Raw genomic sequence first — 25,236 nt, forward strand, 5'->3', positions numbered from 1 at the left:
GCTCCGCCATTACCTGAGGGGAGTAGTTTATCTTGCTAAGCTTATCTAGGACCGGATTAAAATCTGACACAGTACATTCTGGGGGAATTTTGCTCGGGTCATCATCAGGCGGCACACACCCCATTAAATAGCGTTTCTTAAGTTTATCGCATAGGTAATTCTTATTTATAACCTCACATGCTGCAGAGGGTTGCAGGTCACCTGTCCAGAAGCTGTGCGGTGCTGGATTACAGACCCCTAGCTCCTTACACCGCGAGGAGCAGCTCCCTGTGGTGCTGATGCAGCTACTTATCTCTTTCAGACGCCTGCTCGCATCGGGTTCATATCCCACCTTTACCGTTCTCTGACACAGCGCAGCGGGTGGAGTATTTAACGTTAGCTGCTGTGAAAGGTTGACTTCATTGTAAAGCGTTTTCACGTATGCGGGTGGTTTTGCACAGGTGGCGGGATTTGCTGAATAGTCACAGTCGAAGGTTTCGTGGACAAATTTAAAGGCGGGATAAAAAAGTTTCAACTCCCCTCCCTCCCATTTGACCTGCTGCCCATCTTTGCTCTTAAGAACAAATTTAATGGTTACCTGTGCATCGAAAGGTATAAGGGGTAGGGTTCCGTGAGCATTAATCTCCTTCTCGTAGTTTGTATAAGCTTTGTCATTAATGATATCGGAGTCCGCCGCTCCCCGCACAATAAAATTAGCTTTCCCATCACCGGAAAAAACCCGCCCACCTAAATCATTATTCTGCTGTGTACCACCTGCATCCTTCCATTCCATGGAGATAAGAAGCGTGCCACCCGTAGCCTTATTGCTTACGGAGGCCTTACCTGAGATCTGAAACATCAGTGGGGCGTGGAGCTTTCCGCCCTTCATTAATGAATTGTAACCAGAATCAGCTGCGTTTTGCTTTCGATACTGACACTGGTTGTAGCCCTGCGACCACTGTAGCGTCTGGTCGTTCCAGTTCTCTAGTGGTGTATCGGAATAACAGGGCACCGTTACGCCCTTACTACTCTGGATCTGATTAATTAATAACAGATCACTAGCGGAGGATTGCCAGGCATCCATCATATTAAAGGTATAGGATTGGGTTCCATCACCAAGCTTTTTGCTAGCCACCACATCGATATTGTTTAACTTAACTGTCTGATTCGGCAACATCTTCGTTGATCCACTCGAGCCAGGAAGGAAGAAGCCTGGATTTAGGGGATCTCCACCAACCCTCGGAAGTGATCGCACCTGCAGCAGATACGGAGAGTGCGCCTGTACCGGATAAAGCACCTCTTGCTGCTCAAACCTGTAGTTTTTTTGTTCTATATCGACGCTCTGGATAAACCGTTCAACCTGCGGGGTTTCGAGACCCGGCTCAGCTATCCAGGAGGCCGCCGCGGTCCACGGTTGATGCGGTACAGCATATAGCATTCCGCTCTTCCAAACCCAGGCATCAAAGAGCGTCGATGGCGAGGACGCCCCCGGTGAGACAACCCCTGAGCAGCCATGATCTGTTGGATAGAGGCAACGCAGCCCCTCGCGCACTCCGGCCCTAACTGCCCCGCGCGCTTGAAAGATGCGCGCTACGTCGAATGCTCCGACGATAAAGAAGACCAGGCCCATGGTAACGACCGCCACCTCAAGTAGGTAGCTACCTTTTTCGCTAATACGAGAACTCTGCATCGCGAATCTCCGTAAATAACTGGGCGGAGGCTACCCGATCCGCGCCCCTAATAGTACAAAAAAAGCAATCTCGCTGGCTGTAATCGTAATTTTATGAAAATTGTTGCGTGTGCGCCTGGTCCCTACGGGGTTATTCCAGATCTCCTTTGCGAGATGCCCCCCAACTATCTACATCAATGCCTCACATTGATCGGGTTTATATACCAAGCAAAACAGGTATTTAAGGGCAACGTGCTCCCAGGGCTAGCGCTAGGAACGCCGGACTCTAGTATGAAGTCTCACCTGATCCTTTACATATTTTAAGGTACATAATTTACCCCAGATTGCCATTTTCAGCACATGCTGACGACGCAATTCCTATCTATGATTAGAATGAAACACGAGGCAAAAAACGTAGCCACTTAGGAAGATACCAGTTTGCCTGGCCAAGAAGTAACATCGTTGCTGGTAATAGAATAGTACGAATTAATGTGGCGTCTATTAGCACAGCAACAGCTAAGCCGATACCGAGCTGTCTCATCACGGGCAACTTTAATGTCGCTGCGACTAAAAAGACTGACATCATTATCAAAGCTGCGCTGGTAATCGTTCTGGAGGTTTGGCGAATACCGATCCTAACTGACGCTCTTGAATCCCGAGTTTTGTGAAATTCTTCAGAAATTCGTGAAAGCATAAAAACATGATAATCCATTGAAAGTCCAAACAGGATCGTGAAAAGCAGTGGGGGAACAAAACTTTCAATTACTTCGGTATATAAAATACTTTGAGGAAAATATTGAAATACTAATACCAGAATCCCAAAAGAAGCACTGGTAGAAAGCATATTCAAAACAATCGCTTTGATTGGAATAATGATTGAGCGAAATGCTATTAGCAGGAAGATAAAACTCAATCCAAGCACTGTAGCAAATACAATTGGCATCCGTGAAAGATACTTTTGCGCTTCGCTAAGTGTATAGGGAATAACCCCACCAAGATGTGCTTCTATATTTAAAGGCTCAAAAATATTCGGTAATGTCTGATCAGTTAGTGTCCTAACGATTTCTTTTGTTGCTAAGTCATTCCCGTTACCATTAGTTAATAGCTTAAAACGTTCAACTTGAAAATCATCAGAAACTTCTGTTTTTATTGGACCACGGAGACCTACAGATCGAATCTGCTCTAAGGCCAGTGACATCTCGCCGGAATCTTCAAGATTTTGGAGATTTCTACCGTAAAGAATAAGCGATATATCACCGCCCGCTTTATCTGGGAATTCTTGCTCAAGAGTTTTATAAGTTCGCATACTCTGAAGTGATTGCGGTAAGGTGTCAGGAGTCATGGTGTTGCCGAGATTTATCTGCAACATAAAATATGAAAAGAATAGAAGCACAGATAGAAGTATAGTTGCTGAAATGATAGGCGTGCGGAGGCTCCACTCCGTTAAGGATCGCCCAGAGTCTTTTCTTGCTAATTGAGGGTGTACTTTAAGGCTGCTTGGGAAAAGTGCTAGTAGAGCAGGCAGTGCATAGAGGCAACTTGTCAAAGTGGTAAGTACCGAAATAATCGAAACGATTGCCATTGAGTTAAGCACCGTATCATTCATTAGGAGTAACCCGACTAATGAGATAGAAACGATCAGGCCACTCCAAAAAATAGCTACTCCAGTAGTTTTTCTAGTTATGTGAATTGCTTCGAGCAGGTTGTTTTTTATTGCCATTTCTTCTCGCGCACGAGTGATAAAGAAAAGCGAATAATCAACACCTATTGCGAGCACAAGCAGCACTACTAGCTGTGAAGCTGTCGCAGAGATCTCGCCGATATAGTGGCTTACTATCGCACTTAGTCCGAGGGAGCTGATAAGGCTGATTGCAGCGATTATGAGCGGAATTAATGCGGCAATAATAGATCGAAAAGCCCAGATTAAAATTAATAGAGTAATAGGCGTCGTATATATAAGCGAGCGATCTAGATCTCTTGCAATCATGCTCAGTACCTCACTCTCGCCTGTTGCATGGCTCAAGTAGCCATATTTGAACTCAGGATGCTCTTGATGCCACTCTAATAAAGTAGCTGGTATAGCGCTAAATTCCCTTGAGGATCTAAAAATTGGGGATCTGCTTTGCGCTATAACCAGCGCATGTGTTTTTCCTTCTGAGATCAATGTTTCTGAATCGAGGCTGAGGCTGTCATGCGCTGACTCTATAAGCGTAAAAAGTGGCAAGTCTTTATCGGACATGCGCAGAGCTTTTAGTCGTGTGATAAGTTTGTTAATAGCTTGCCTACCTGAACTGTCATCAATATCGCCTTTTAAAGATGATATAATGACAATCAGTCCGTCGTTTGGCGCTAAATTATGATCCAGTGCTATCCGCTCCCCACTGTTAAGCAGCAGCGCTGCTTTTGATGATGGGCCGGGAATAATGACTTTCATACCCAGTGTTAGCCCAGCAGCGCCGAGTAAAGAGCTAACTAGTAGCCAGAGTATTAATTTTTTTAGGTTTGACATTTTCTATAAAAGAGGCGCTATTTTAAGCTTTTATCTGCAGATATTTAAAATATAATTTACGAATAAAGGATAGGAAGATCAATTTACTTTGCGCAAGTAGCTGATCTGCTAATGGTGCTTGCACAGCTCCATAAACTAGAGCTCCTCACTGCGGATGTGATAGCGTAGATCCTCTCGCGCGATCATTTGCGATCATTTGCGATCATTTGTACGGCGTTACTTCTAGTCCATCAACCGCGTAGCACAGAGCAACTCAGCGCAACATCATTTCCTCACTCTCTCGGACCTGCTGAGATGGTCTATACTATTGCTCCTTTTTTCAAGACTTACACCCTATTCCCTCACCCAACATGCACCAGAACCACTCTCGAAGTGCGGCGGTCGCGGCCACGCTTACAAAATCCTCCCGGGAACCACTCTGCACCTCGGAGCAAATACTTACCAAAAGTGACTCGATCTTCCTATCCTTTCAAATTTACACGAAACTTTCCACCTGAGATGGCGATACCAAAGAGTAGTTCGCGCAAAGAACGAGGCATTTGGCAATGCGCGATCGAAATCTGGGAAGTTATCAAATCCAATGGCCATTCAAATGCTTTGCGAGTCCAAAACAGAACAATCTTGCCAACTGGCTGAGGGGGTATTTCCTCCTCGGGCAATAAGTGGTAAAAATTACGATTTTGAAGAGATAAAGCAACAACTGCTCCGTGGTCCACGGGTCACTAACTTAGCTCCTGTGTTTGAGCGCATTGCCTCTGGTCTTACCCAACGACCTCGAAAAGAGATCTATGCCGCCCCTGAATTCTTGAAACAGAATCAAGAATTAGCGGACTATCACGACATTCTCAAAAGAAACTTCGGCACATTCTTGAAACACGGCTGCGCAAGCATTCCTTTTCTTCTCGAGGAACTAGTGCGGATTGGCGTTGCCGTGAACAAGCTCGCGAAAACGACAGAGACATCTAACAAACCATTTAGTTTCTATGAAACCAGCTCAGCGGACGGAACTGCCGCAAGAACACTCGCTGAATACGCAGCAGGTCGCATTTATACGCTGACTGATTCACCGAATGAAGCCAACGAGATTGAGTTTAAGAGGCTTTGTAGTCACTCCTATTCGCAGTTCTACAAAGGTTGCTTTGCGGATATTACGCCCTCTCTGATTAAACAACGGTATGGTCATTTCTCCGGCGGCTTTGATGTCATTTGGGAAAACACGACTTTTCAGATGTACGGCAATTTTCGAGACGAACAGATTGCCTACGTAAAGCGCCTACTCAAGCCTAAGGGAGTTATGATTTTTCTCGAGAAAATGAATCACCGTGATCAAGCTGAATATCTCAGACGAGAAAGCATTAAGGATACAAACTTTAAGTCGCTCTACTTCAGTGCTGAGGAAATTTCGAAGAAAAAAAGCGATATTATTGAAACGATGGAGCGGGGGCAAACAACGATCGAATCTTTTACACGGGTCGCTTATCGACACTTCGAACACGTGCACTTGATATGGAACAGCTTAAACTTCTACCACATTGCAGCTTCAAACGACGCCGACTCAATTGAAAAATTCTTGTCCTTCTTGGAAAACCCTCATGTACCAGAGCAGTTTGCAACTACAGAACTCGGAGAATTAGTCCCAACCATTCCTTTATAGAACTAAAAGCCTCCGAGCGACGTACAAGTCATAATTGATCGAAATAAGTTGATCGAAATATTTAATCAGCCGCGATAAAATTGTTTCTCTTCAGATACCGATGAGCATTTGCAAAAAGAAAGTTTGGACTGAGTGCATTTAAGGTTATGTAATCACCTGATTGCGAAAGCTCTGGATAAAAATTACTTGTTGCTTTCCGAAGCGCCTGGGGAACATCCTCCTGATGGTAGATATCTCCCCCCAGGCAGAGGACCTCTTCAAACTTTTTATCTAATGAAAGAGCATACCCAAAGTGTTCTTCGGTGTTTAATCGGTCGCGAATACCAAGCTGACTCTTTGAAAATGAGAGTCCAATCAGCCCGTTTACTTTCAGTATGTAGCGAGCAATCTCATCTGAAACATTCCTAGGCACATTGTGCACACTTCTAAAATTGGTATGGCTAATAATCAACCCATTTTGATGACCTTTTTTCTCGCGATAATTAATTATGTCGTAAGCTAGCCGGTCCGAGGCATGGCTCAGATCGATAGTCGTGTTCGTTGCAGCTAGAACCTCAAGAAGCTGAGACCCTTGAGGTTTGAGGCCCACATTAGTCCGATCTCCCCCCCCGAACTCATTCTCATGAATCCAGGTAAGGCTGACATACACGGGCGCATTGTTTGATCTTAAGAAATTCTGAATTTTATCCTCAACTGTTTTTCCCAGAGGAGAATCTCCAGTCAGTTGCTGAGCATCTTCAATCGCCCAAAGAAATTGAATTTGCTTAGCTAAGCTTTCCCTACACGAACGGAGCTTTAAATAGCGCGCGAACTGGATAGAAAGCGATCGAGGATCTGAGGGAGTAAGAGAAAACGCAGCCAATATCTGTGTCCTAATTTCACCCTTGATCATCTGCGAAATCGAGCATTTGAGGCCTTCATCATACGGAGTTCGCTGCGAATCGATAAGCAAATAGTTAAGAAGGTCATTGTGGAGATCGATTTTGTCCATGATCTAAGCTTTCGAGATGATTCCAATTAGCTCAGAGAATTCGCTACTAGAGAGATTCTTTACACAGATGGGAATAAGCTCTCGAGCTAATTGAGTATCTGCAACATCGTACTGAGAAAGTCGTCGCGGTAAAATCGCCCCCTCTTCACGCAATGTACGCATTTCAGCAGAAATGCTTTGTAGTGCCTCGCTAACCTTTACTATTTTTTCAGAACTTAGCTTGAGCGCGATCAGGCCGACAAGCCTTCCTTTGGTTTTAGTTGGATCTTTGCCGAACTCTTCTGCTGAGAACTTTTTCGAGTTTTTCGTAACCTCTTGCGCCACTGCAGGGAAATCATTCGTTACCACGCTCATATACTCATGAAATTCTTGATAGCTCGTGGTACTAACAAGCTTTGATTGATATTCCTTGAGAAGCGCCTGCTTTTCCGTATTCAATTCAGCTCGGGAAGCGATAGATTTTCGCGCTAACAAGAATACTCTTTCCATTTTTTCACTTCCTCCCACCGAAATAAATTTCCCAACATGGCTGGTCGGAACCAAATTAAAGATCACGTGCTCAGGTAACGTAGGTATTACCTCTCGAGCTATACGATAGAGCTCGGTAATTCTCTCAAGATATATCGCCGAAACACGCCCATTATTTATCAAATAGTTGACCATTTGCACTCCCGCAAGATGGTAGACTTCTGCAGGTTCGTCGTCTTGCTGTGCGTAGCGCTTCTTCGGATCAAGTAAATCAACGATCGTAGAAAGTACGATCAAGGATGCGGTATCCGGCATGATAGTTTTTGTCGGTTTGCGGTCGCACCTAATGCTTTCCGATATCATCTGAAAGTGGCCTAATAGCATCTCCTTTGCTTCTGCAAACTTAATGTTAATGGCTCTTGTCTCACTTTTCAAATTAACCAGGGGAATTTTCTCCCCATTCTCATCAATGAATGCGTGGGCAACTTCCCGATCTGTGCTAATAAACCGCTCAAGCACTCTCTCTACTTGGTCTTTCCCCAGCTTAAGAATGAACTCACTTAATGACGTCGAATTAGGCCAATAACTCTGCGTCGCTGATAGATGAACATGGATTGGGGAAGTGAACCCTTCGCCTCTCCACTCGACGCCCTCACAATCTTGCCATAGGGCAACTTTATTGCTTGGCGAACAAAGATGAGTTTTTTTACCGCCAATAATCTGGCTTCCTGGGGAGTAATTTTCTTCGTCTACTGAAAGAAGCTCATGCATCAGAAACGTAACCCCGCTCTGCGCCGCGACGATATTCGATGCTTGTAAATTTCCAGCATGAGAACTTCGTATAACAGAAAAACCGGCACTATTTAACCGAGTAAGCTCATCGATCGACATGCCGCCTTTCAGAACAACTGAAAATGTAGCGGATTGCGGCCGCGCTATAGATGCCGTGCTAAGATTAGGACATAAATCTCGCGTTATCAGTTCAATTTGAGTCATATGCCTGTCAGGAGAAACCCGGGACTAAACTTCGGCCTCAGTGCTGCCTCAGCGCACTTAGATTAGCTTAGTACACATTTGCTTTCAGGACTTCACATCAGTATCGACCAAAAAAAGTAAAAGTTTCCTCAATCTCTCAATTTTCTTAAAATAGCACAGGTCAGGTCTAGTCCTACCCTCTTTTTGGGCAACTTATAGCCTATCGAATCAACACGGGCATATACGCTCAGCCTTACTGCGCCAGCATAAGGGGCATATAACAGCTCTCAACTACATGTCAGGAACTTACGGAAAATCAATTGATTTTCCTATCTATAAATTATTGATCACGCTCGTCAGCATGGGCGTGTTTCGATAGGTGATATGATTCGATTAACTGGCGTTAGCCGTAATACGTTACACTTTCGCAACCTGACTGATAAAAATTACCTTGCTAAAAACGGGATAGGCAAAGGAACTTGGTACGGACTGAGATGACCAGCGATCAGGGTCCTCCTCCTGATAATCAAAATAGATCCAGCTATCAGAAGTCGAAACTACGGACGATCGCGCACGTAGATGCTCTGTGCTAACCCACTATTCATATACCTGCCGCCATTATCCCTATCACTATCCCCCCTCTCTATTCCCCTTTCTCCGCCCCCTCTCTCCGATTTTATTCGCACCCACCCTTGCTCCTGAGCCGCTCTGCCCTGTATCGTTACGAAATGCCACCAATTATCTTCTCAATGCATCGCGTCAATCGGGTTTATCCACCAGGTAAACAGGTACTTAAGGATATCTCGCTCTCATTCTTTGAGGGCGCAAAGATCGGCGTCGTGGGGCTTAACGGCTCAGGAAAGTCGAGTTTTCTTAAGATATTAGCCGGATTAGATAAGGAGTTTAGTGGCGATGTAATGCCTCGCGCTAACCTAACCGTCGGTTATCTTGAGCAGGAGCCGCGGCTTAATCCAGATAAGAACGTTAAGGAGAACGTAATGGAGGGCTGCCATGAGGCCGCCTCCCTACTCGCTGAATTTGAAGCCGTCAGCGCCAAGCTCGGTGACGATATCTCCAGCGATGAGATGGAGCGCCTAATCGACAAACAGGCCTCCCTACAGGACAGAATAGAGGCCATGGGGGCGTGGGAGCTCGACCGGACCCTTGAGATCGCAATGGATGCCCTGCGGTGCCCCCCGGGCGATTCCCCCGTTGCAAACCTATCGGGTGGTGAGAAGCGTCGTGTGGCGCTCTGTAAACTACTGCTGCAAAAACCTGATCTTTTACTGCTCGATGAGCCAACGAACCATCTCGATACTGAGTCGGTCGCCTGGCTGGAGCGCCACTTAAACGAATATAAGGGCGCGGTGGTGTGCATCACCCATGATCGCTACTTTCTCGATAACGTAGCGCAATGGATCCTAGAGCTCGACCGTGGTCACGGCGTGCCGTGGGAGGGAAATTACTCAAGCTGGCTAGAACAGAAACACGCCCGTCTGGCGCTTGAAGAAAAGGGTGAATCAAAGCGACAGAAAACCCTCGCGCGAGAATTAGAGTGGATCCGACAATCACCACGCGCGCGCCAAGCAAAATCAAAGGCACGTATTAAAGCCTATGACGAGCTGCTCAACGTTGAGCAGGATCGCAAGATCGAAGAGCTTGAGATCTTCATTCCACCAGGCAAGCGTCTGGGGGATGTGGTCATTCAGGCGCAGAGCGTTTCCAAGGGCTACGGCGAGCGCATGCTCTTTGAAAACCTTAGCTTTAACCTTCCGCGCGGCGGTATCGTTGGTGTGATAGGGCCGAACGGTGCAGGCAAGACGACCCTCTTTAGGTTAATTACAGGCCAGGACGGGGCAGACGCAGGCAGCTTTAAGGTAGGCGAAACCGTTGTACTCTCCTACGTCGATCAGAGTCGCGATACCTTAAACGACAAGAAGAGCGTCTATGATGAGATCTCGGACGGATTAGATCTGATTAAGCTTGGCGATAAAGAGGTCAACGCCCGCGCCTACGTAGCGAAGTTCAACTTTGCTGGAGCGGATCAGCAGAAATTAGTTGGCGCCCTCTCCGGAGGTGAGCGCAACCGTATTCATCTGGCGAAGATGTTGCGCTCAGGTGGGAACGTAATCCTACTCGATGAGCCCACTAACGATCTCGATGTTAATACCCTGCGTGCTTTAGAGGAGGCCCTGCTAAACTTCGCAGGCTGCGCCGTCGTGATAAGCCATGATCGTTGGTTCCTCGACAGAATTGCGACCCATATCCTCGCGTTTGAGGGCAACAGCGAGGTCGTCTGGTTTGAGGGCAACTATCAGGAGTACGAGGCCGACCGTAGAACACGGCTCGGCGCTGATGCTGAAACTCCGCACCGCATTAAATACAGAAAGCTTACTCACTAGACCAAACCAAACGCGCATATTTCGAGGAAATGCTAGTGAGATTAGCTACCTAGCAGCTTTTTCTGAAATATTCTGCCTGAAGTTGACTCCTCCGATACAACGGCTACAATCCGTCAGCTTGTTGTTTCAAGCACTTAGGACACCGTTACTTACGACCATGTCTTAAGTCAAACCATATCTTTTGTGAGTTGAGTCTTACCATGCAGCAATCGATCTACTTTCTATTAACTTGGGCCACGCCGGCATTTGGACTGGTGGCCTTCTTACTTGCCTACAGGATGTACGTTGGCATTCAGGCTCTTCCTGCTGGCAACTCCCGTATGCAGGAAATTAGTACTGCGATTCGTGATGGCGCTAACGCATATCTTAAACAACAGGCGCAGTACCTGTCGGTGTTTATCATCATCGCCTTTTTAGGCATCTGGTGGGCACTAAAGTTTCCAACTGCGCTCTGCTTTGTTTTTGGAGCAGCTAGCTCGCTTCTAGCCGGATATCTCGGCATGAAGTCTGCCACTATCGCCAACGTAAGAACGGCATACGCCGCTTCTAATAAGCAGCCAGGTGAGGCGCTTATGATCGCCTTTAACGGTGGCGCAGTTATGGGACTAACCGTAGCAGCGCTCGGCCTGATAGGCCTTGGCATACTCTGCCTAATTTTCAATACCCCAGAGGCGTATGAGCCGATTATCGGCTTCGCAATGGGCGCCTCCTCTGTAGCTCTCTTTGCTCGCGTAGGTGGTGGTATCTATACGAAAGCCGCCGATGTAGGTGCCGACCTTGTAGGCAAGGTAGAGGCCGGTATTCCGGAAGATGACCCTCGTAATCCTGGCGTAATTGCTGACAACGTCGGCGATAACGTTGGTGACGTGGCAGGCATGGGCGCAGATATATTTGAGTCCTACGTTACCTGCATAATCGGTTGCATAGCGTTGGCAGCAACGTTAAGCCCCGATCTAATCGGCAAGATAACCAGCTTCCAGCCGACCTCAAACATAACTGAATATCGCCAGTGGCTAATGGCTACTCCGCTGATACTCGGGCTGCTTGGGACGATCGCATCATTTATCGCGATCAAGTGGATGTCGCTGCTTAAGGATGGGGATCCTGCGAAGGCGTTGCGTATGTCGATCCTGATCGCATCCCTACTCTTTCTCGGGTTCAGCCTTGGGTTCTTCATGATAACTCCGGTTAACGTAACGCTCTGGTTGCCAGTTATATTCGGCACCATGTGCGGTATCGGTATTGGATTAGCCACTGAGTACTATACCTCATCGAAGCCGATATTTGAGATCGTTAACGCAGCTAAGACCGGCCCTGCTACCTGTATGATCAACGGCATCGCCGTTGGTTTTCGCAGCGTTGCATTGCCGTTAATCTTCATCGTTGCAGCGGTTCTTATCTCAAACTATTTCGGTGGCGTGTACGGAGTTGCTCTAGCGGGTGTGGCGATGCTCTCAACTACGGGTATCATTATGACGATCGATGCCTACGGCCCGATCGCTGATAATGCTGGTGGAATCTCAGAGATGTCGCACCTCGGTCCAGAGACGCGTGCCATTACAGATAAGCTCGATGCTCTCGGTAATACCACCGCCGCTATCGGCAAGGGGTTTGCTATCGGCTCTGCTGGGCTTACAGCTCTAGCGGTGTTTGGTGCATACACACAGACCTTTACCGCTGCAAACAGAACGATCGACCTGAGCATCACAAATCCGATGCTCGTTATGGGTGTCTTTCTCGGCGCGATGTTGCCATGTCTCGTTGTGGCCTTCACCATGCAGTCGGTTGGTAAGGCTGCTGGGCTAATCGTTACTGAGATTCGCAGACAGTTTCGTGAGATATCTGGACTCCTCGAGGGCAGAGAGGGCGTTAAGCCCGACGTGTCCCGTTGTGTTGAGATCGCAACCAAGGCAGCTCTCTCCGAGATGCGCGCCCCTGGTCTAGTCGCCTTCATCACACCGCTTTTGGTTGGATTCATCATGGGCCCAGAGGCGCTTGCCGGGCTACTCCTTGGAACCACCGTAGTTGGTGTTGTGCTTGGAATCTTCATGTCGAACACCGGCGGGGCCTGGGACAACGCTAAGAAGTTCATCGAGCAGGGGCTCATTGAGGGTGAGAAGAAAGGCTCCGATGCCCATAAGGCAGCTGTTGTGTGTGATACCGTAGGGGATCCGTTTAAAGATACCTCGGGACCATCGCTCAACATCTTAATCAAGATGGTGTCAATTCTAGCGCTTCTGATAGCACCCTTGCTCTAGTAGTAGCGAGTTAGTGATTAAACCGTAACTATTCACCCCGTATAAACTTGTCGGTGATTAAAATGATTCGATCTTGCGATCGGCCCTAAAGACCCACCCTTTCTTGTCGTCCCCTGATCGGGGACGCTCATTTTGGGGTGAATAGTTATTGTTTTCACCCCAGTTTGCTCCGCAAACTCGCCCCTTGATAGGGGCTAACGCACACGGATCTGCCCGGGTGAATAGTTACATTAAACCTTTAAAAGGGCCGCCTGCGGGTGGCCCTTTTTTTATGCATTATCCGGATTATATATATATCCGCCGCTCTCTTTATAGCGTTGCAAAACCTGACAGGCTTCATCTGCAAGCACACCCTCAATAACTTCAATGCTCGGTTTACGATCTCTAAGCAATTCAGCCCAATCTAGCGGCACCGGCCCCTCACGAAATCCGGCGATAGCCTCGGTCTGTTGCGTAGATGCGCCGGTTACTACTCTCTTGATACCGGACCACCACACGTTGCCGAAGCACTGAATACAGGGCTGCGCCGTCGTTATTAGCTCCATGTTTGGCATACCAGGGGCACCTAGATCAAAGGTACCGAGCATTTTTTGGGCGACCATAAGCGCCAACGCCTCAGCATGCGCAACGGAGCAGCTTTGTGGGACGACTATATTAACACCGGGAGCTATCAGAGCACCCGTTGCAACCTCAAAAACAGCGGCTCCAAATGGCCCACCGGTGCCGCGCTCTATATTTCTAGCGGCCAGTGAGATGACAAAACGCATCCGCTCTTCCAGCGATACGAAGATCTCGCCCGGACGCGCTATCTCATCTATCCAATCCGGTAGCTTAAGAGTGACGGCGGGAAATCGTTCCATATTAGTGCTTATAAATTGTGCTCTACTCTGTCTCGCAAGCCTTGTAGATCGCCTCAAGCATACACTTAACTATATGATCGACTACATCCTTAACCGAGATAATCCCGATCGGAATGTCATCCTGATCAACTATAGGAACGTGACGAAACCCACCGTGCGACATCAGATTGAGCGCGAAAGCTACAGAGGCCTCTGGGGACTCTCGTACGGGATCCCTGGTCATAAAATCCTCGACCATGGCCGCGCTAAGCGACTCCACCTTATCCATTACCTTAAGGATACAATCTCGCTCCGTAAAGATGCCGATCAGCTTCCCATCATCATCTGTAATAAGCAGACTTCCGATCCTATGCTTCTGTAGGATTGCGACACACTCCTTTAAATTAGTTTTAGGACCAACCACAATGGGAGTCTTCAGCCCGATTGAGCCAATACTATCACTCAGCAACGTTGGTGGTATCAATTGCAGGCCCAGCGCTCTAGCTGAATTAATATTCGAAAGTAGATCTCTCTTTTCCATATCTATCACCCTTTAATTAAGGCCTTAAACTGTTCGGTACTCCAGCTACTGCGGTCCTCTGTCGGTTTAAAGCTGAGCGGTCCGGCCAGCGTATCTTTTATCTCGAAAGCGCTACTGCCGGTCTTGAGTACGGCTCCACTGTACATGGTCTCAAGCACGTTTACGCTCGCACTAGACTCAATAGGCTTTGCATCCCTTAACTTCTTCTCAGAATTATGGAGAACTTGCAGCGATTTTTGAACCTGATCGTACTTATCAAGTAATGCTGTTATCTTTATTTTGAACTGATTATTTAAAAGCGGCACACGGCTACGATTCTTCAGATAGGGTCCGATATGGAGCTCAAGGGCAGCGGCTGCCTCTTCATGCTTCTGCACATTTTCGCTTAACTTTCTATACTCCTTAGTAACCTCGAGCTCGTTACGTAGCTCGATCTCGGTCTTTACCCCACTTCCGTTACCAACAGCCGCCCCTTCAAAACCATTCACGCACCAGACGGAGCCCCCAATAATCTTCGCATGCGATGCGAATACCGCAGAGGAGGTGTGCAAACTGCAATCTCTAGCCTCTCGGCCTATCGTAATATTACCACCAACCTCGGTTGAAACCTTTTCGGCAATATCAGCCGTATAATCGCCTTTTGCCGAAAGAAACGAGGCTTTGCCACCGTAATGAAGCCCTTTAATGGTAATTGATGAATCGCTGGTAAGAATATTGTCGCCAAAAACCGATCCTAAAACCTCAATCGTTCCTCTAGCCTTAATGTTAAAGCCCTTCTGTATATCTCCCTGGATCTTTACACTGCCGATAAAATCGAGGTGCCCCATGCTGTAGTCAAGATTACCCGGTATGTTGAGGGTATCCTTTATACCAAACTTATCGCCCTCTTCGTGCACATACCCATTAATTGTCGCAACAAGTGTGGAATAGGCCTCCTCGGTATCCACCTGCCTCAGCTCTATGGTCTTATCGAAGCGCAGAGAGAGATTCTTACCTGCTCGAGCAGAGAGCGGCTTTCCAAGAACATCCTTGCCAGTTATTCCAGTGCTCGGCTTATAGACCCGCGCTACCTCACACCCGACTGCGATATTTTCAAAAAGTCCTAGGGTAAAAAAGTCAACGAACTCGCGCTCCATATCCTCGGCCTTACCGGGAGAAAATCGTCGTACGAGCCACACTAGCTTGCCATCCCTTCCAGAAACCGGCGCAGTACCCTTTGCAACGCGCCGCGCCTCACACCCATTACCCCGTCGAAGCTCCTCTATGATATCGGAGAGTACCCTCTGATCTATCAGCTCCTCGGGGGTTACCGCTAAGATCTCGCGTTTGAGGTCCTCCTCACTAGCCGTTGCATAGCCATCTTGAGGCGTTACGCGCGCGAAAAGCTTCAACTTGTCGTCTGAAGTGGACAACTCTAGGAACATCGCGTTATTTTGTGCCTTATGAATGACTCGCATAACCCTTTATTGAACTACTCCCCCTCTATTATAAGATCGGCCAGCGGAGTGATAAAATGAAGGGCTACCAGAGATTATTGGCGCTAAAAGTTGCTAAGATAGGCTAACCATACGTCCTTGTTACTGCTAATTTTTAAAACCATGTATGCCTGAACTACCTGAGGTTGAAGCAACGGTTCGAAACCTTAAGGAGCACCTTGAGGGGCTAACCATTATGGAGGCCACGGTGCTGTGGGCGCGTACGGTCGCGCTTAACAAGCCTGGCAACTTTAAGCGTCAGATCGTTGGAGCAAAGATCGCAGAGGTTTTTCGCCGTGGAAAGTTTATCGGGATACGAACTACCTCAACGCCCCCATACTTTTTATATACCCACCTGAGGATGAGCGGCTCACTAGATATACATCCAGCCACTGTGCCCATTGCTCCGCACGATCGGGTCATCCTTTTTTTAAGTAACGGAAAGAGCCTCCGTTTTAATGACACTCGAAAGTTTGGTCGTATGTACCTGACAGCCTCGCCTGAAAAGGTGGTCGGTAAGTTAGGGGTAGAGCCGCTCAGCAATGAATTTACCCTAGAGATACTCACAGAGATGCTGCGGGCTAGAAAGGGTGCGATTAAGCCCCTACTTCTTAATCAGGGTCTGATCGTAGGGCTTGGAAATATCTACGTTGATGAATCTTTGTGGAAAGCTAAGATTCATCCAGAGACTCAAAGCTACCGCATCCCTTTAGATAAAATTGCGCCCCTTTATAATGCGATTAGAGAAACTCTCTCGCAGGCTATCTTACTGCAGGGCACTGATTTTGGTGATGGAGTTGTAGATAACGGAATGTATCGACCGATCGTATATGGACGAACTGGTAAGCCCTGCCAGCGCTGTGCCGCTACGATTAAGCGCTTGGTTGTTGGTCAGCGCGGCACCCATATCTGTCCAACTTGCCAATGCCTATCCAAGAAGAGGGCTAAGAAATAGTCTGACGGCGAAGGTTAGGACCGGGTACACGAGCACCGGGAAGAGCTGGTAGGCGATCAGGACCCCAAAGAGCGAGAAGGCTGGATTACGCACAACCTCAAGAAATTTAAGGAAGGTCTCTTCAGGTAAAAAGAGCCCGAGTACCGAGTATCCATCAAGTGGTGGTACAGGGATAAGATTAAACACCCCCAGGATAATGTTAAGGGTAAATAGAATACTGAGTAGCTGCGCAACTCCCTCAAGCATCCCGCCATCCGACGCAGAAACTAGCGCTGTTACTGAGAGCTCGAAATATCCACTGGAGAGTCCGATATACATCAAACAGGCAGCTACTATAGCCAGCAGAAAGTTAGCAATCGGGCCCGCTAGTGCCATCAACGCCGCGCGGCGTGGGTAACGGATCTGCCAGAATGGATCAAACGGAGCGCTGCCCCAACCGAACATGCTCCCACCCCCTGAGGCGAGCAGCGTTATAATGGGTATAACTATAAGGCCAAAAGGCTCCCGTTTAAGGTGTGGAATAGGATCGATAGTAACCTGACCCCCTGCGTATGCTGTTGGGTCGCCTCCCCACTTCGCTACAAGGGCGTGTGCGGCTTCATGGCATACGGTGCTAAATAGAAAAGCAACGTACCAGATCGGAGCAAGGGCTAGAAAATTTGATGACATGGGCACTAGTCTTAGCACCTTAGCTATATAGTAAGCACTAGAGCCTCTAGGTAATTTTTGCCTAGAGGCCCACAATTTAAATGGGTATCAATTGCCCCTTCAATAGTGTTAGCAAGCGCTTACTAGATTTAGCGTATATCCTACGATCCGAGAACGGATCTTGCTGATTACCTCTATTGCCATGTCTAACGAGGCGAAAGAGTTTCTATGAGTACACATGAAGAGCAAGAGAAGCGCTCAAAACTTGTTGACCAGATAGAAATAGAGGTAATCCGAGATCGAAAGAGCTCTGTTGAAGATGAGGACCAACCGGCCTACGCGGCAGCTAATCCATTGACCGCACTAGAGGAGCTCGTTGAGCGCCTAGAGGAGCTCGAGCAAGCACACGCCACAAACAGCACTGATTCAGCTTTAAACGCCGCAGAATCAAGCAAGTCGCTCTCTCAGATGCAACGCCATCTTGAGCAGTTTCAGCGACAAAGTATGGTACTTAAACGGCTGCTGCTTAAACTGCATTAGCCACCTAGTTCACCGACAGGACCAACAACAGGACCAACAACAGGACCAACAACAACTGCCCGTCGGCTTGTAAGCCTACGATCCCAGTCTAAGTTGTTATACTATCTGGTAAATGCCAGAATTTTTAGATCTGGCTCCCCGGGAGGGATTCGAACCCCCGACACGGTGGTTAACAGCCACCTGCTCTACCAACTGAGCTACCGGGGAACAGTTGCCTTAAGATAATTCCCTTACAGCCCCGTAAAGTCAACACAAGCAGTGGGTTAAACGGCTTAAAAACAGCCAAAAATATGCCGGTAGTCTTAGAAAACCTGCAACGTACTGCGTGCTGCAAAGGCCCGTGAGAGGGTTACATCATCGGCGTACTCAAGCTCTCCCCCCTTCGGAATTCCCTGCGCGGGGCGGGTAGCTTTAATCCCCACCTCTGCCAGCAACCGACCTACATAGAGCGCCGTTGCGTCCCCCTCAACAGTGGCACTTGTAGCGATGATAACCTCTTTAACTGGCTCAATAGAGAGTCGCGCCATCAACTCCTTTAACTTCAGGTTCTCTGGCCCCTGTCCACGCAGCGGCGCCCACAGGCCATGTAGAATGTGGTAGACCCCCTTAAACTCCCCTCCCCGTTCGATAGCGACCAGATCGACAGGCTTTTCAACAAGGCAGAGGATCGTGCCATCTCGTGATTGATTCCTACAGAGCGAGCAGAACGGCTCTTCGCTTAGAAAGAAACAGCGCTGGCAAAGTTGCACCTGCGCAGCCGCACCCTGCAACGCAACTCCAAGAGTACGCGCGAGCTCTCTGTCGTTGGCAACCAGGTGATAGGCCAGGCGTGTTGCGGTCTTCTCACCGATTGAGGGGAGCTTTGAAAGCTCCCTGATTAACCGTTGTAGAGCAGGAGGAAATGCCAGCATTGGTCCTTATAAGTAAACTGTAGTAGACCCTAAAAAAGCCCAGGTACACCGACACCGCCGGTCACACTAGAGAGCTTTTGATCAAAATTACTCTTAATCTTGGCAAGCGCATCGTTTGTGGCCGCTCGTATCATATCCTGCAGCAGCTCAACATCGCTAGGATCAACCGCTTCTGCTTTAATCTCAACGGTCAGAATCTCGTATTTGCCGTTTACTTTGCACTTAACTGCGCCGCCGCCTGCGCTTCCCTCAGCCTCAAAGGCCTCAGCCTCAACCTGCGCCTTCTGCATATCCTTTTGCATGCGCTGCGCCTGTTGCATCAGGCCCTGTATATTACCACCCGGAACTCCGTTAAACCCCTTCGCCATACATCACCTCACTAACGATATCTATAAAATTAGCTCTTTGTTCGTACCTGCTCTACCTTGCTGCCGGGAAATATCTTCTGCAAGCTCTGAAGCGCTGGGTGCGACTGGATCTCCTCGCTTTCCGCTCTGACCTTGGATTTGGTCTCCTGCACTACGCTATCAGCCGCCCCCTGACCCTTAATAAATGTAATCTTCCAGTTAGGGGTTCCCGCCATTTCTTTGCGATGCAAAAATTCATTAAGAAGATCGGAGAACTTTCGCTTCTCGCGATTAATCGTATTTATATTAAACTCTGGGCCGGTTCCCTCGATCACTCCAGGTTCAAATCTCGTCACACGAACTCGCTTTAGGTTCTCAATAAAGAGCTTATTTGAACCGACCCCAGCGCTCCTTAGGAACTCATCCCATTGCAGTACAATTGCTATACTAGGTAGCTGCCGCGCTGGTGCTGCGCCAGATACCTGCAAATCTGGCGCGGCAGCGGCATTTTGCAACACTGGCGCTGCCGTAGGTGCTTGCAACGCAGTGACAGCAGGCTTATTTGAATCGCCTCCCACAACCTCGCTCACCGCCGTAGCTCTTAAACTTGAGCCGTTCTTAGCAGGTTCACTATTCCTTACTGGCTCAATTGCGCTTGTTATCTGAGCGATTATCTCGCCAATCTCAGCAACCGGCTGGCGTGTTGCCATGCGCACCACTAGCGCCTCAAAGCTATAGCGGGTATGCGCCGAGCGCATGCAACGATCTGAGCCCTCACGCGCTAAATCCCAGAGGTCCTGTATATCGACCGCCTCAAGTGGAGAGACGAGCCGCAAAAGCTCCACTATCGAATCCTGCCCAAGGCCCATTATCAGAAGCCTTGATTCACCACCAAGTTTCGCCACGAATAGCTCACGCCAATAGTTAACGAACTCTCGCAGCAACGTTGTTGGATCTATACCTGTGGCAAAAAGCTCTGAAACCTGTGCGAGCACCTGAGAAACTTCGCGTTTAAGGATACTCTGAGTAAGATCTGTTAGCGCTCGTCGTTCCACCGTCCCAAGCGCACGGCTCGTATCTTGCGCCGTTATTGGGCCGCTACAGAAGCTCTGCACACGATCCAGTAAGGTCTGCGCATCGCGCATGGAGCCATCAGAGAGGCGCGCGATTAAGCGCAGCGATTCTGGATCGGCCAAGATACCCTCTTCTCTACAGACCTGCGCCAAACGATCCTCGATCACTTGTACACTGAGCGCACGAAAATCGTGTCGTTGGCAGCGTGATATCACGGTGTCAGGAATCTTATGAACTTCGGTTGTGGCGAGGATAAAGACCGTATTTGGAGGTGGCTCCTCAAGGCTTTTGAGGAGCGCGTTAAAGGCCGAGATGCTCAACATGTGCACCTCGTCGATGATATACACCTTGTAGCGATAGCCTGGTGGCGGAAGTGCCTTAAAGGAGTCCATCAGATCGCGCACGTTATCGACGCTGTTATGCGAGGCTCCGTCGATCTCTCTCACGGCCATGCTCGTACCGGCGGTGATCTCTTTACAGCTTTGACATTCAAGACACGGCTCGGCTGAACTGCTTGCCTGACAGTTAATAGCCTTTGAAAGGATGCGCGCAACCGAGGTCTTTCCAACCCCTCGTGGGCCGGTCAGGAGGTATGCATGTACGACCTTTTCGCGCTGAATGGCGTTGGAGAGGGTGCGGGTGACGTGCTCCTGACCACTAACTGAACTAAACCCTACTGGGCGATATTTTCTCGCAAGAACTAAGTATGACACGGCCTATATCCACATAAAAACATGGGCGCTGAGTACGCCAAACGATTTTATACCGCACAGAGCGACTCCCTGCCTATATAATAAATGCTGCGTAACTAGTCAGCATATTCCAGAAATATTCGCATACGGTAATACCACTCAATAGCCCCTAAGGGGCCGATTTGCGGAGCCCGTCCAGCAGCGCAAGCTGCTGGCGCAGCAATGCGGTGGGGGTGAAAACATTAACTGGTCACAAAATCTGTCGTCCCCGATCAGGGGACGCCCAATCGAATTACCTATGAAACTTCGCCGTAATCTGAGTAGCTTGAATCGCGACATTAAACTACTGTGACCAGTTACACGACCGTTATAAATCTCGCTCTACCTTGAAAGCACCACGTTCATGACAGATCCAATCCATCGGTACATCGTGCGCATCGGTAGGAGTATCGTGAACAACCTGCATTGACCAACAGATCCCTATTTTAGAAGCCTCTCGCACTTTTCCCAGAGCGGTCATAGGCCAGTCCTGGAACCATAACCGCCACATCCTCTGAGTACTCGGGCTTAAATATCTCCCCTGATCCTAGAGGTGGCTCAAGAATTCCCTTAGCCCCAGGCACCAACTTAGCACCCCAATCTTCGCCTATCTGAACAAAGGACATGCGCCCCTCATACTGCTCAACCCTTGGCAGGTACACCTTGCGCTCACTCTTTAGCATCTCTGTGATAAATGGGGCGAGGTCGACCTCGCCAGGGAAACAGGGTACCCAACACAAAATATGTTGAACCGGAACAGAGAGCTGGCCCGTAACAAGCGTTACAAGCTGCGCACATAACTCGTTGTACGCAACCTCCGCCCATCTCTTATCAAGATTGGCGAGCATTAGGCGCATCTCCCTACGCATCTCTTTTTTTCGTTGCTGTCCCATCGTATTATTGGCTATTTGGGGAATAAGCTCCCTACATGGTATAATCAATGAAGGTTCTCTGGCATCTTAATCTTACATGATTGGGCCAGGTAGTGCGAGCGTTCCTTGAGGGGCTAGGGAGCTCTTGGGTCACTCGGATGCTGTTTTTAGGTTTTTATCGTTTTAGATCTGATAGGTACGCGCATGCGAGTTACTAAAGCTCGTTCCAAATCGCTGTTCTTACCCCATGTTTATGCTCTTTCTATTTTGCTTATTTTTATAAGCATGTTCTGTGCCCAGGCAGATTCCAACGATACCGTTCAGATCTCTCCCAGCACGGTATCCCTTGCTCCCTCAAGGATCTCCTGTTCGATGTTTGACCACTTTGACATTGAGCTATCTTCAGCTAAGTCCCCTCCTGTCAGTCTTACTCTTAACAGCAAAGGGAGTGTTGCTGAACTTTTTAATGAGATACTGAGATCGTATCAAATTCGCGGAATGCCTATCGCTGCGCGACTAAAGATTGAAAACTCCTCTCAGGTGAACGCCTTTGTACTGCGGGAAAGTGAGATAGTTGTTACAACTCATCTGCTCTATACAGTACTGGATAGATCTGAGCTGGCCTTCATCTTCGCGCACGAGATGGCACATATAGCTCTCCATCACAGTCACGGCTCTGGAGTGCGCGAAGAGATTGCAGCCGATCGTCTTGCGCTATTCATGTCGACCCGTCTGGGGTTTAATCCCTGCGCTGGCGCAGCCGTCCTGAATCGCCTTGCAACCCCCCTGCTGGCATCCCTGGTTAGCATCTCACCCCGCTTGCAAGCTCTGCACGAAAACGCCCAAAAAAGCTGCGGATAAGAGGGGTAACAGCTACTTATATAAGCCCTTAAGAGCTGTATTAAAGCTGCCGATACTATGGATAGGGCGAAAGGGCTGCTGCAACGCTCTGCCGTAAGTATGCTGAGTCCCACACGAATAATGCCAAGTTTAGTATGAAAGAACGCGCCGTTGAAATGAGCCCTCTTGAAAGAGCGGCTCAACGTATCCTGGTGGTCGAGCCAGATGCGCTCGACCGTAACCACCTACGCACCACCCTCAAGGCGCTCGGCTTTGGGACGGTTACCGACGCGCCCTCGCACCATGCCTCGCTTGAAAAATTCGATGGTCGCAGATTTACCCATGTTGTTTTTGACGCCAAAAAATCGAACTATCCGATGAAGGAGTGGTTGATGCAGATACTAGAGATCGATCCACGCATCATCGCCATACCAGCTTCCGCCAATCCAAGCGTTGACGATGTGTTTGACCTACTCGTACTAGGTGCCAGGGGCTATCTGGTAAAACCGTTCGCTTTTGACAGCGTTGAGCAAGCGGTCCTCATGGCGACCAAGGGCGAGCCGATCGCCGAGGCGATTCTACAAGCTAAAGATCGTAACGAGGTACTCGTTGCAATCATGCTTTCGAGCCTCGACCGGCTGGCGATCACATACAGACAGTCGCTACAATTCGAAACTGCCACTCGCGAGCTCCCACGTGCTATGTCGGCGTTAAGACGGGCCTCGGACCTAGCGCACACCTTTGCCAAAGGGGGAGAGGATGCTCTGATTGAGGCCCTGGAGCGCTTCTCTATCGCCAAAAGCCATGGGCCGGCCTCACGGCTAGGCCGACTAAGAAAACGTCTCTCTCATGGAAGAAGTAGCGATGAGGTGGTTACGAAATAATCCAACCATTAGAGATCTTCAAAGGGTCTAAAGCTCCCTTTGAAACCAGCATGTATTATGTGCTATAACTACTTTGATATTAGGCAAGCGCTATGAATAAAGTTCTGGTACGATATAGCATACTCAATAGCCTGTTGATAATGGTGGCGGCTATTTGCTGTGGCTCCCTTTCAGCACCAAGCTCATTCGCAGAGACCCTCCGCGATGTTCAGAGCTCCAGCGCGATGGAGAAGGTAACTGCTGCTACCATGCGCGGCAGCCGGTCTAGTAGTAAAACTAAAAAATCACAGACTAGGGAAAATCCACTTACTGCAGGCATGGATCCCCGTGCTAATTTTACAAGCCTCTGGAGTACCGGCAATGGCCCGGAGCTCCTTTTTAGCTGGATCGGTGCGAATCTTCCAAAATACAAACTTTCTATATTAGGTACGAATCGCTCCAGGGAGAATCTCTCCGCACAGGCCCGTTTCTTAGACTTAAATCGACGCCGGGTCACCCTTGATATCATCCTGCCGCATCCCAACTACTACTTAATGGCTGAGAATAAAACCATGGCACAGTTTAATAGATATGAGCCCCCTACCTTAAATGTTCTTGCTCAGGAGGAGTTAAGCTTTAGTGGCCTCCCAGCTATGTACTACCGCTCAGAGCAAGGACGCTGCTCGCTACTCTTTAAGATCGAAAAGATGGGGCTTGTTAACCTCTCGATTGAGCGCTGCGAAGATTCAAATATGATGATGGACATCGCCAAATTGCTTGATTTTACGCGCTTAAATGCCAAGCTAATCTCCTAGCTAAAAGCAACCTTTGTACAGCACACAAATTTTGCTATAAGTCTGCTAGTACTGGAGCCTTATATGAGCCCAGTTTTGTGAGTATTCCAGTTATGAAAACATCTGAACTTCGTAGCAAGTATCTAGCTTTCTTTAAGGAGCAGGGACACTCAGTAATCCCCTCCGTTTCCCTTATTCCAGATAACGATCCTAGCACCCTCTTTACCTCCTCCGGTATGCAACCCCTCGTGCCATATTTTTTGGGACAGGCGCATCCTGAGGGCAAGCGCCTGGTAAATAGCCAGAAATCGTTCCGTGCCCAGGATATGGAGGAGATTGGGGATAACCGCCACACGACTTTCTTTGAAATGCTAGGGAACTGGTCGCTCGGCGACTACTTTAAGCGTGAGCAGCTACGTTGGGTGTTTGAATTCCTTACCAAGGAGATTGGCCTCGATCCGCGCCGTATCTATGTCTCGGTATTTGAGGGCCAGGGCTCCGTTTTAAAGGATACCGAAGCTATAGAGATCTGGAAGGAGCTCTATCAGACGGTCGGTATCGATGCCAAGGAGGGCGAGCGCATATTCGCCTACCCTGCCAGCAAGAACTGGTGGTCGCGCTCCGGTGAGCCTGAAAATATGCCGGCAGGAGAGCCCGGGGGGCCTGATAGCGAGCTCTTCTTTGAGTATCCCAACGTTAGCCACAATTCTGCTTTTGGCGAGAGCTGCCACGTAAATTGCGACTGTGGGCGCTTCGTTGAGATCGGTAACTCGGTCTTTATGCAGTACAAGAAAGAGGCCGATGGCTCGCTTAGCGAGCTCTCTCAAAGGAACGTTGATTTCGGTGGAGGGCTTGAGCGACTGGTTGCTGCGACACTTAATGAGCCCGATGTTTTTAAGAT

General features: G+C 48.6%; 20 protein-coding genes, 1 tRNA gene and 1 pseudogene. 9 read left to right on the forward strand and 13 right to left on the reverse strand.

Annotation, left to right across the window (positions count from 1 at the left end):
* A partial coding sequence (locus NTV65_00475) for a pilus assembly protein (protein MCX6113678.1) occupies window positions 1-1,669 on the reverse strand: 1,669 nt, incomplete at its 3' end.
* 367 nt (window positions 1,670-2,036) lie between these two features.
* Window positions 2,037-4,157, reverse strand: coding sequence for an MMPL family transporter (locus NTV65_00480; protein MCX6113679.1), 2,121 nt, complete (start codon window positions 4,155-4,157; stop codon window positions 2,037-2,039).
* A 580-nt stretch (window positions 4,158-4,737) separates the two neighbouring features.
* Between NTV65_00480 and NTV65_00485 the strand changes: the two genes are divergently transcribed.
* A complete protein-coding gene (locus tag NTV65_00485; protein ID MCX6113680.1) occupies window positions 4,738-5,811 on the forward strand; it encodes a class I SAM-dependent methyltransferase in 1,074 nt (357 codons plus the stop codon).
* A 61-nt stretch (window positions 5,812-5,872) separates the two neighbouring features.
* Here the strand turns inward: NTV65_00485 and NTV65_00490 are convergent, their stop codons facing one another.
* Window positions 5,873-6,802 carry a membrane dipeptidase gene (locus tag NTV65_00490; GenBank protein MCX6113681.1) on the reverse strand — a complete coding sequence of 310 codons (930 nt, stop codon included), beginning with the start codon at window positions 6,800-6,802 and terminating at the stop codon, window positions 5,873-5,875.
* A 3-nt stretch (window positions 6,803-6,805) separates the two neighbouring features.
* Window positions 6,806-8,161, reverse strand: coding sequence for a hypothetical protein (locus NTV65_00495; GenBank protein ID MCX6113682.1), 1,356 nt, complete (start codon window positions 8,159-8,161; stop codon window positions 6,806-6,808).
* A gap of 812 nt (window positions 8,162-8,973) precedes the next feature.
* Here NTV65_00495 and ettA point away from each other — a divergent pair.
* Both ettA and NTV65_00505 read left to right on the forward strand, forming a co-directional pair.
* On the forward strand, window positions 8,974-10,647 hold the full coding sequence (gene ettA / locus NTV65_00500) for an energy-dependent translational throttle protein EttA (protein ID MCX6113683.1): 1,674 nt from the start codon (window positions 8,974-8,976) through the stop codon (window positions 10,645-10,647).
* A gap of 200 nt (window positions 10,648-10,847) precedes the next feature.
* Window positions 10,848-12,905, forward strand: a complete 2,058-nt coding sequence (locus tag NTV65_00505) for a sodium-translocating pyrophosphatase (GenBank protein ID MCX6113684.1) — start codon at window positions 10,848-10,850, stop codon at window positions 12,903-12,905.
* Between the two features lie 269 nt (window positions 12,906-13,174).
* Here NTV65_00505 and NTV65_00510 read toward each other — a convergent pair whose 3' ends face one another.
* The 3 genes from NTV65_00510 to NTV65_00520 are packed head-to-tail and all read right to left on the reverse strand — an operon-like array spanning window position 13,175 to window position 15,742.
* The gene (locus tag NTV65_00510; protein ID MCX6113685.1) at window positions 13,175-13,765 is read right to left on the reverse strand and encodes a nucleoside deaminase; all 591 of its coding nucleotides are present in this window, start codon (window positions 13,763-13,765) and stop codon (window positions 13,175-13,177) included.
* Between the two features lie 22 nt (window positions 13,766-13,787).
* Window positions 13,788-14,285 carry a CBS domain-containing protein gene (locus NTV65_00515; protein MCX6113686.1) on the reverse strand — a complete coding sequence of 166 codons (498 nt, stop codon included), beginning with the start codon at window positions 14,283-14,285 and terminating at the stop codon, window positions 13,788-13,790.
* A 5-nt stretch (window positions 14,286-14,290) separates the two neighbouring features.
* Window positions 14,291-15,742, reverse strand: a complete 1,452-nt coding sequence (locus NTV65_00520; protein ID MCX6113687.1) for a FapA family protein — start codon at window positions 15,740-15,742, stop codon at window positions 14,291-14,293.
* A 145-nt stretch (window positions 15,743-15,887) separates the two neighbouring features.
* Here NTV65_00520 and mutM point away from each other — a divergent pair, with 145 nt between their 5' ends.
* On the forward strand, window positions 15,888-16,715 hold the full coding sequence (gene mutM, locus NTV65_00525; GenBank protein MCX6113688.1) for a bifunctional DNA-formamidopyrimidine glycosylase/DNA-(apurinic or apyrimidinic site) lyase: 828 nt from the start codon (window positions 15,888-15,890) through the stop codon (window positions 16,713-16,715).
* On the opposite strand, the gene NTV65_00530 is transcribed toward mutM, so the two are convergent.
* Complete coding sequence (locus NTV65_00530; protein ID MCX6113689.1) at window positions 16,689-17,384, reverse strand: site-2 protease family protein; 696 nt, start codon at window positions 17,382-17,384, stop codon at window positions 16,689-16,691. The two genes, mutM and NTV65_00530, sit on opposite strands and share 27 nt — an antisense overlap.
* 207 nt (window positions 17,385-17,591) lie before the next feature.
* Here NTV65_00530 and NTV65_00535 point away from each other — a divergent pair, with 207 nt between their 5' ends.
* On the forward strand, window positions 17,592-17,903 hold the full coding sequence (locus NTV65_00535) for a hypothetical protein (protein ID MCX6113690.1): 312 nt from the start codon (window positions 17,592-17,594) through the stop codon (window positions 17,901-17,903).
* Between the two features lie 131 nt (window positions 17,904-18,034).
* Here the strand turns inward: NTV65_00535 and NTV65_00540 are convergent.
* The 5 genes and pseudogenes from NTV65_00540 to NTV65_00560 form a co-directional block, all read right to left on the reverse strand.
* Window positions 18,035-18,110: transfer RNA gene (locus tag NTV65_00540), tRNA-Asn, on the reverse strand.
* Between the two features lie 95 nt (window positions 18,111-18,205).
* Window positions 18,206-18,814: a recombination mediator RecR gene (gene recR / locus NTV65_00545; protein MCX6113691.1), complete on the reverse strand. Its 609-nt coding sequence runs from the start codon at window positions 18,812-18,814 to the stop codon at window positions 18,206-18,208.
* Window positions 18,815-18,843: 29 nt separating this feature from the next.
* A complete protein-coding gene (locus NTV65_00550) occupies window positions 18,844-19,182 on the reverse strand; it encodes a YbaB/EbfC family nucleoid-associated protein (GenBank protein ID MCX6113692.1) in 339 nt (112 codons plus the stop codon).
* 29 nt (window positions 19,183-19,211) lie between these two features.
* The gene (dnaX, locus tag NTV65_00555) at window positions 19,212-20,948 is read right to left on the reverse strand and encodes a DNA polymerase III subunit gamma/tau (GenBank protein MCX6113693.1); all 1,737 of its coding nucleotides are present in this window, start codon (window positions 20,946-20,948) and stop codon (window positions 19,212-19,214) included.
* Between the two features lie 346 nt (window positions 20,949-21,294).
* Window positions 21,295-21,814: pseudogene (locus NTV65_00560) on the reverse strand (hypothetical protein).
* 309 nt (window positions 21,815-22,123) lie between these two features.
* Between NTV65_00560 and NTV65_00565 the strand changes: the two are divergent.
* The 4 genes from NTV65_00565 to NTV65_00580 form a co-directional block, all read left to right on the forward strand.
* On the forward strand, window positions 22,124-22,699 hold the full coding sequence (locus NTV65_00565) for a M48 family metalloprotease (GenBank protein ID MCX6113694.1): 576 nt from the start codon (window positions 22,124-22,126) through the stop codon (window positions 22,697-22,699).
* A gap of 134 nt (window positions 22,700-22,833) precedes the next feature.
* Window positions 22,834-23,562 carry a response regulator gene (locus NTV65_00570; GenBank protein MCX6113695.1) on the forward strand — a complete coding sequence of 243 codons (729 nt, stop codon included), beginning with the start codon at window positions 22,834-22,836 and terminating at the stop codon, window positions 23,560-23,562.
* A gap of 140 nt (window positions 23,563-23,702) precedes the next feature.
* The gene (locus tag NTV65_00575) at window positions 23,703-24,356 is read left to right on the forward strand and encodes a hypothetical protein (protein MCX6113696.1); all 654 of its coding nucleotides are present in this window, start codon (window positions 23,703-23,705) and stop codon (window positions 24,354-24,356) included.
* A gap of 92 nt (window positions 24,357-24,448) precedes the next feature.
* The coding region (locus NTV65_00580) for an alanine--tRNA ligase-related protein (GenBank protein MCX6113697.1) at window positions 24,449-25,236 on the forward strand (788 nt) is incomplete at its 3' end.

Source organism: Pseudomonadota bacterium (genome assembly GCA_026390555.1).
Classification (GTDB): domain Bacteria; phylum Bdellovibrionota_C; class UBA2361; order UBA2361; family OMII01; genus OMII01.

Bases quoted from the DNA above. Each gene is read 5' to 3' on its own strand.
- NTV65_00575 (MCX6113696.1), top strand. From the start codon at position 23,703: ATGGTGGCGGCTATTTGCTGTGGCTCCCTTTCAGCACCAAGCTCATTC.
- NTV65_00480 (MCX6113679.1), bottom strand. From the start codon at position 4,157: ATGTCAAACCTAAAAAAATTAATACTCTGGCTACTAGTTAGCTCTTTA.
- NTV65_00535 (MCX6113690.1), top strand. From the start codon at position 17,592: ATGAGTACACATGAAGAGCAAGAGAAGCGCTCAAAACTTGTTGACCAG.
- ettA (MCX6113683.1), top strand. From the start codon at position 8,974: ATGCCACCAATTATCTTCTCAATGCATCGCGTCAATCGGGTTTATCCA.
- mutM (MCX6113688.1), top strand. From the start codon at position 15,888: ATGCCTGAACTACCTGAGGTTGAAGCAACGGTTCGAAACCTTAAGGAG.
- NTV65_00520 (MCX6113687.1), bottom strand. From the start codon at position 15,742: ATGCGAGTCATTCATAAGGCACAAAATAACGCGATGTTCCTAGAGTTG.
- recR (MCX6113691.1), bottom strand. From the start codon at position 18,814: ATGCTGGCATTTCCTCCTGCTCTACAACGGTTAATCAGGGAGCTTTCA.
- NTV65_00505 (MCX6113684.1), top strand. From the start codon at position 10,848: ATGCAGCAATCGATCTACTTTCTATTAACTTGGGCCACGCCGGCATTT.
- NTV65_00515 (MCX6113686.1), bottom strand. From the start codon at position 14,285: ATGGAAAAGAGAGATCTACTTTCGAATATTAATTCAGCTAGAGCGCTG.
- NTV65_00550 (MCX6113692.1), bottom strand. From the start codon at position 19,182: ATGGCGAAGGGGTTTAACGGAGTTCCGGGTGGTAATATACAGGGCCTG.
- NTV65_00490 (MCX6113681.1), bottom strand. From the start codon at position 6,802: ATGGACAAAATCGATCTCCACAATGACCTTCTTAACTATTTGCTTATC.
- NTV65_00495 (MCX6113682.1), bottom strand. From the start codon at position 8,161: ATGTCGATCGATGAGCTTACTCGGTTAAATAGTGCCGGTTTTTCTGTT.
- NTV65_00485 (MCX6113680.1), top strand. From the start codon at position 4,738: ATGGCCATTCAAATGCTTTGCGAGTCCAAAACAGAACAATCTTGCCAA.
- NTV65_00530 (MCX6113689.1), bottom strand. From the start codon at position 17,384: ATGTCATCAAATTTTCTAGCCCTTGCTCCGATCTGGTACGTTGCTTTT.
- NTV65_00565 (MCX6113694.1), top strand. From the start codon at position 22,124: ATGTTCTGTGCCCAGGCAGATTCCAACGATACCGTTCAGATCTCTCCC.
- NTV65_00570 (MCX6113695.1), top strand. From the start codon at position 22,834: ATGAAAGAACGCGCCGTTGAAATGAGCCCTCTTGAAAGAGCGGCTCAA.
- NTV65_00510 (MCX6113685.1), bottom strand. From the start codon at position 13,765: ATGGAACGATTTCCCGCCGTCACTCTTAAGCTACCGGATTGGATAGAT.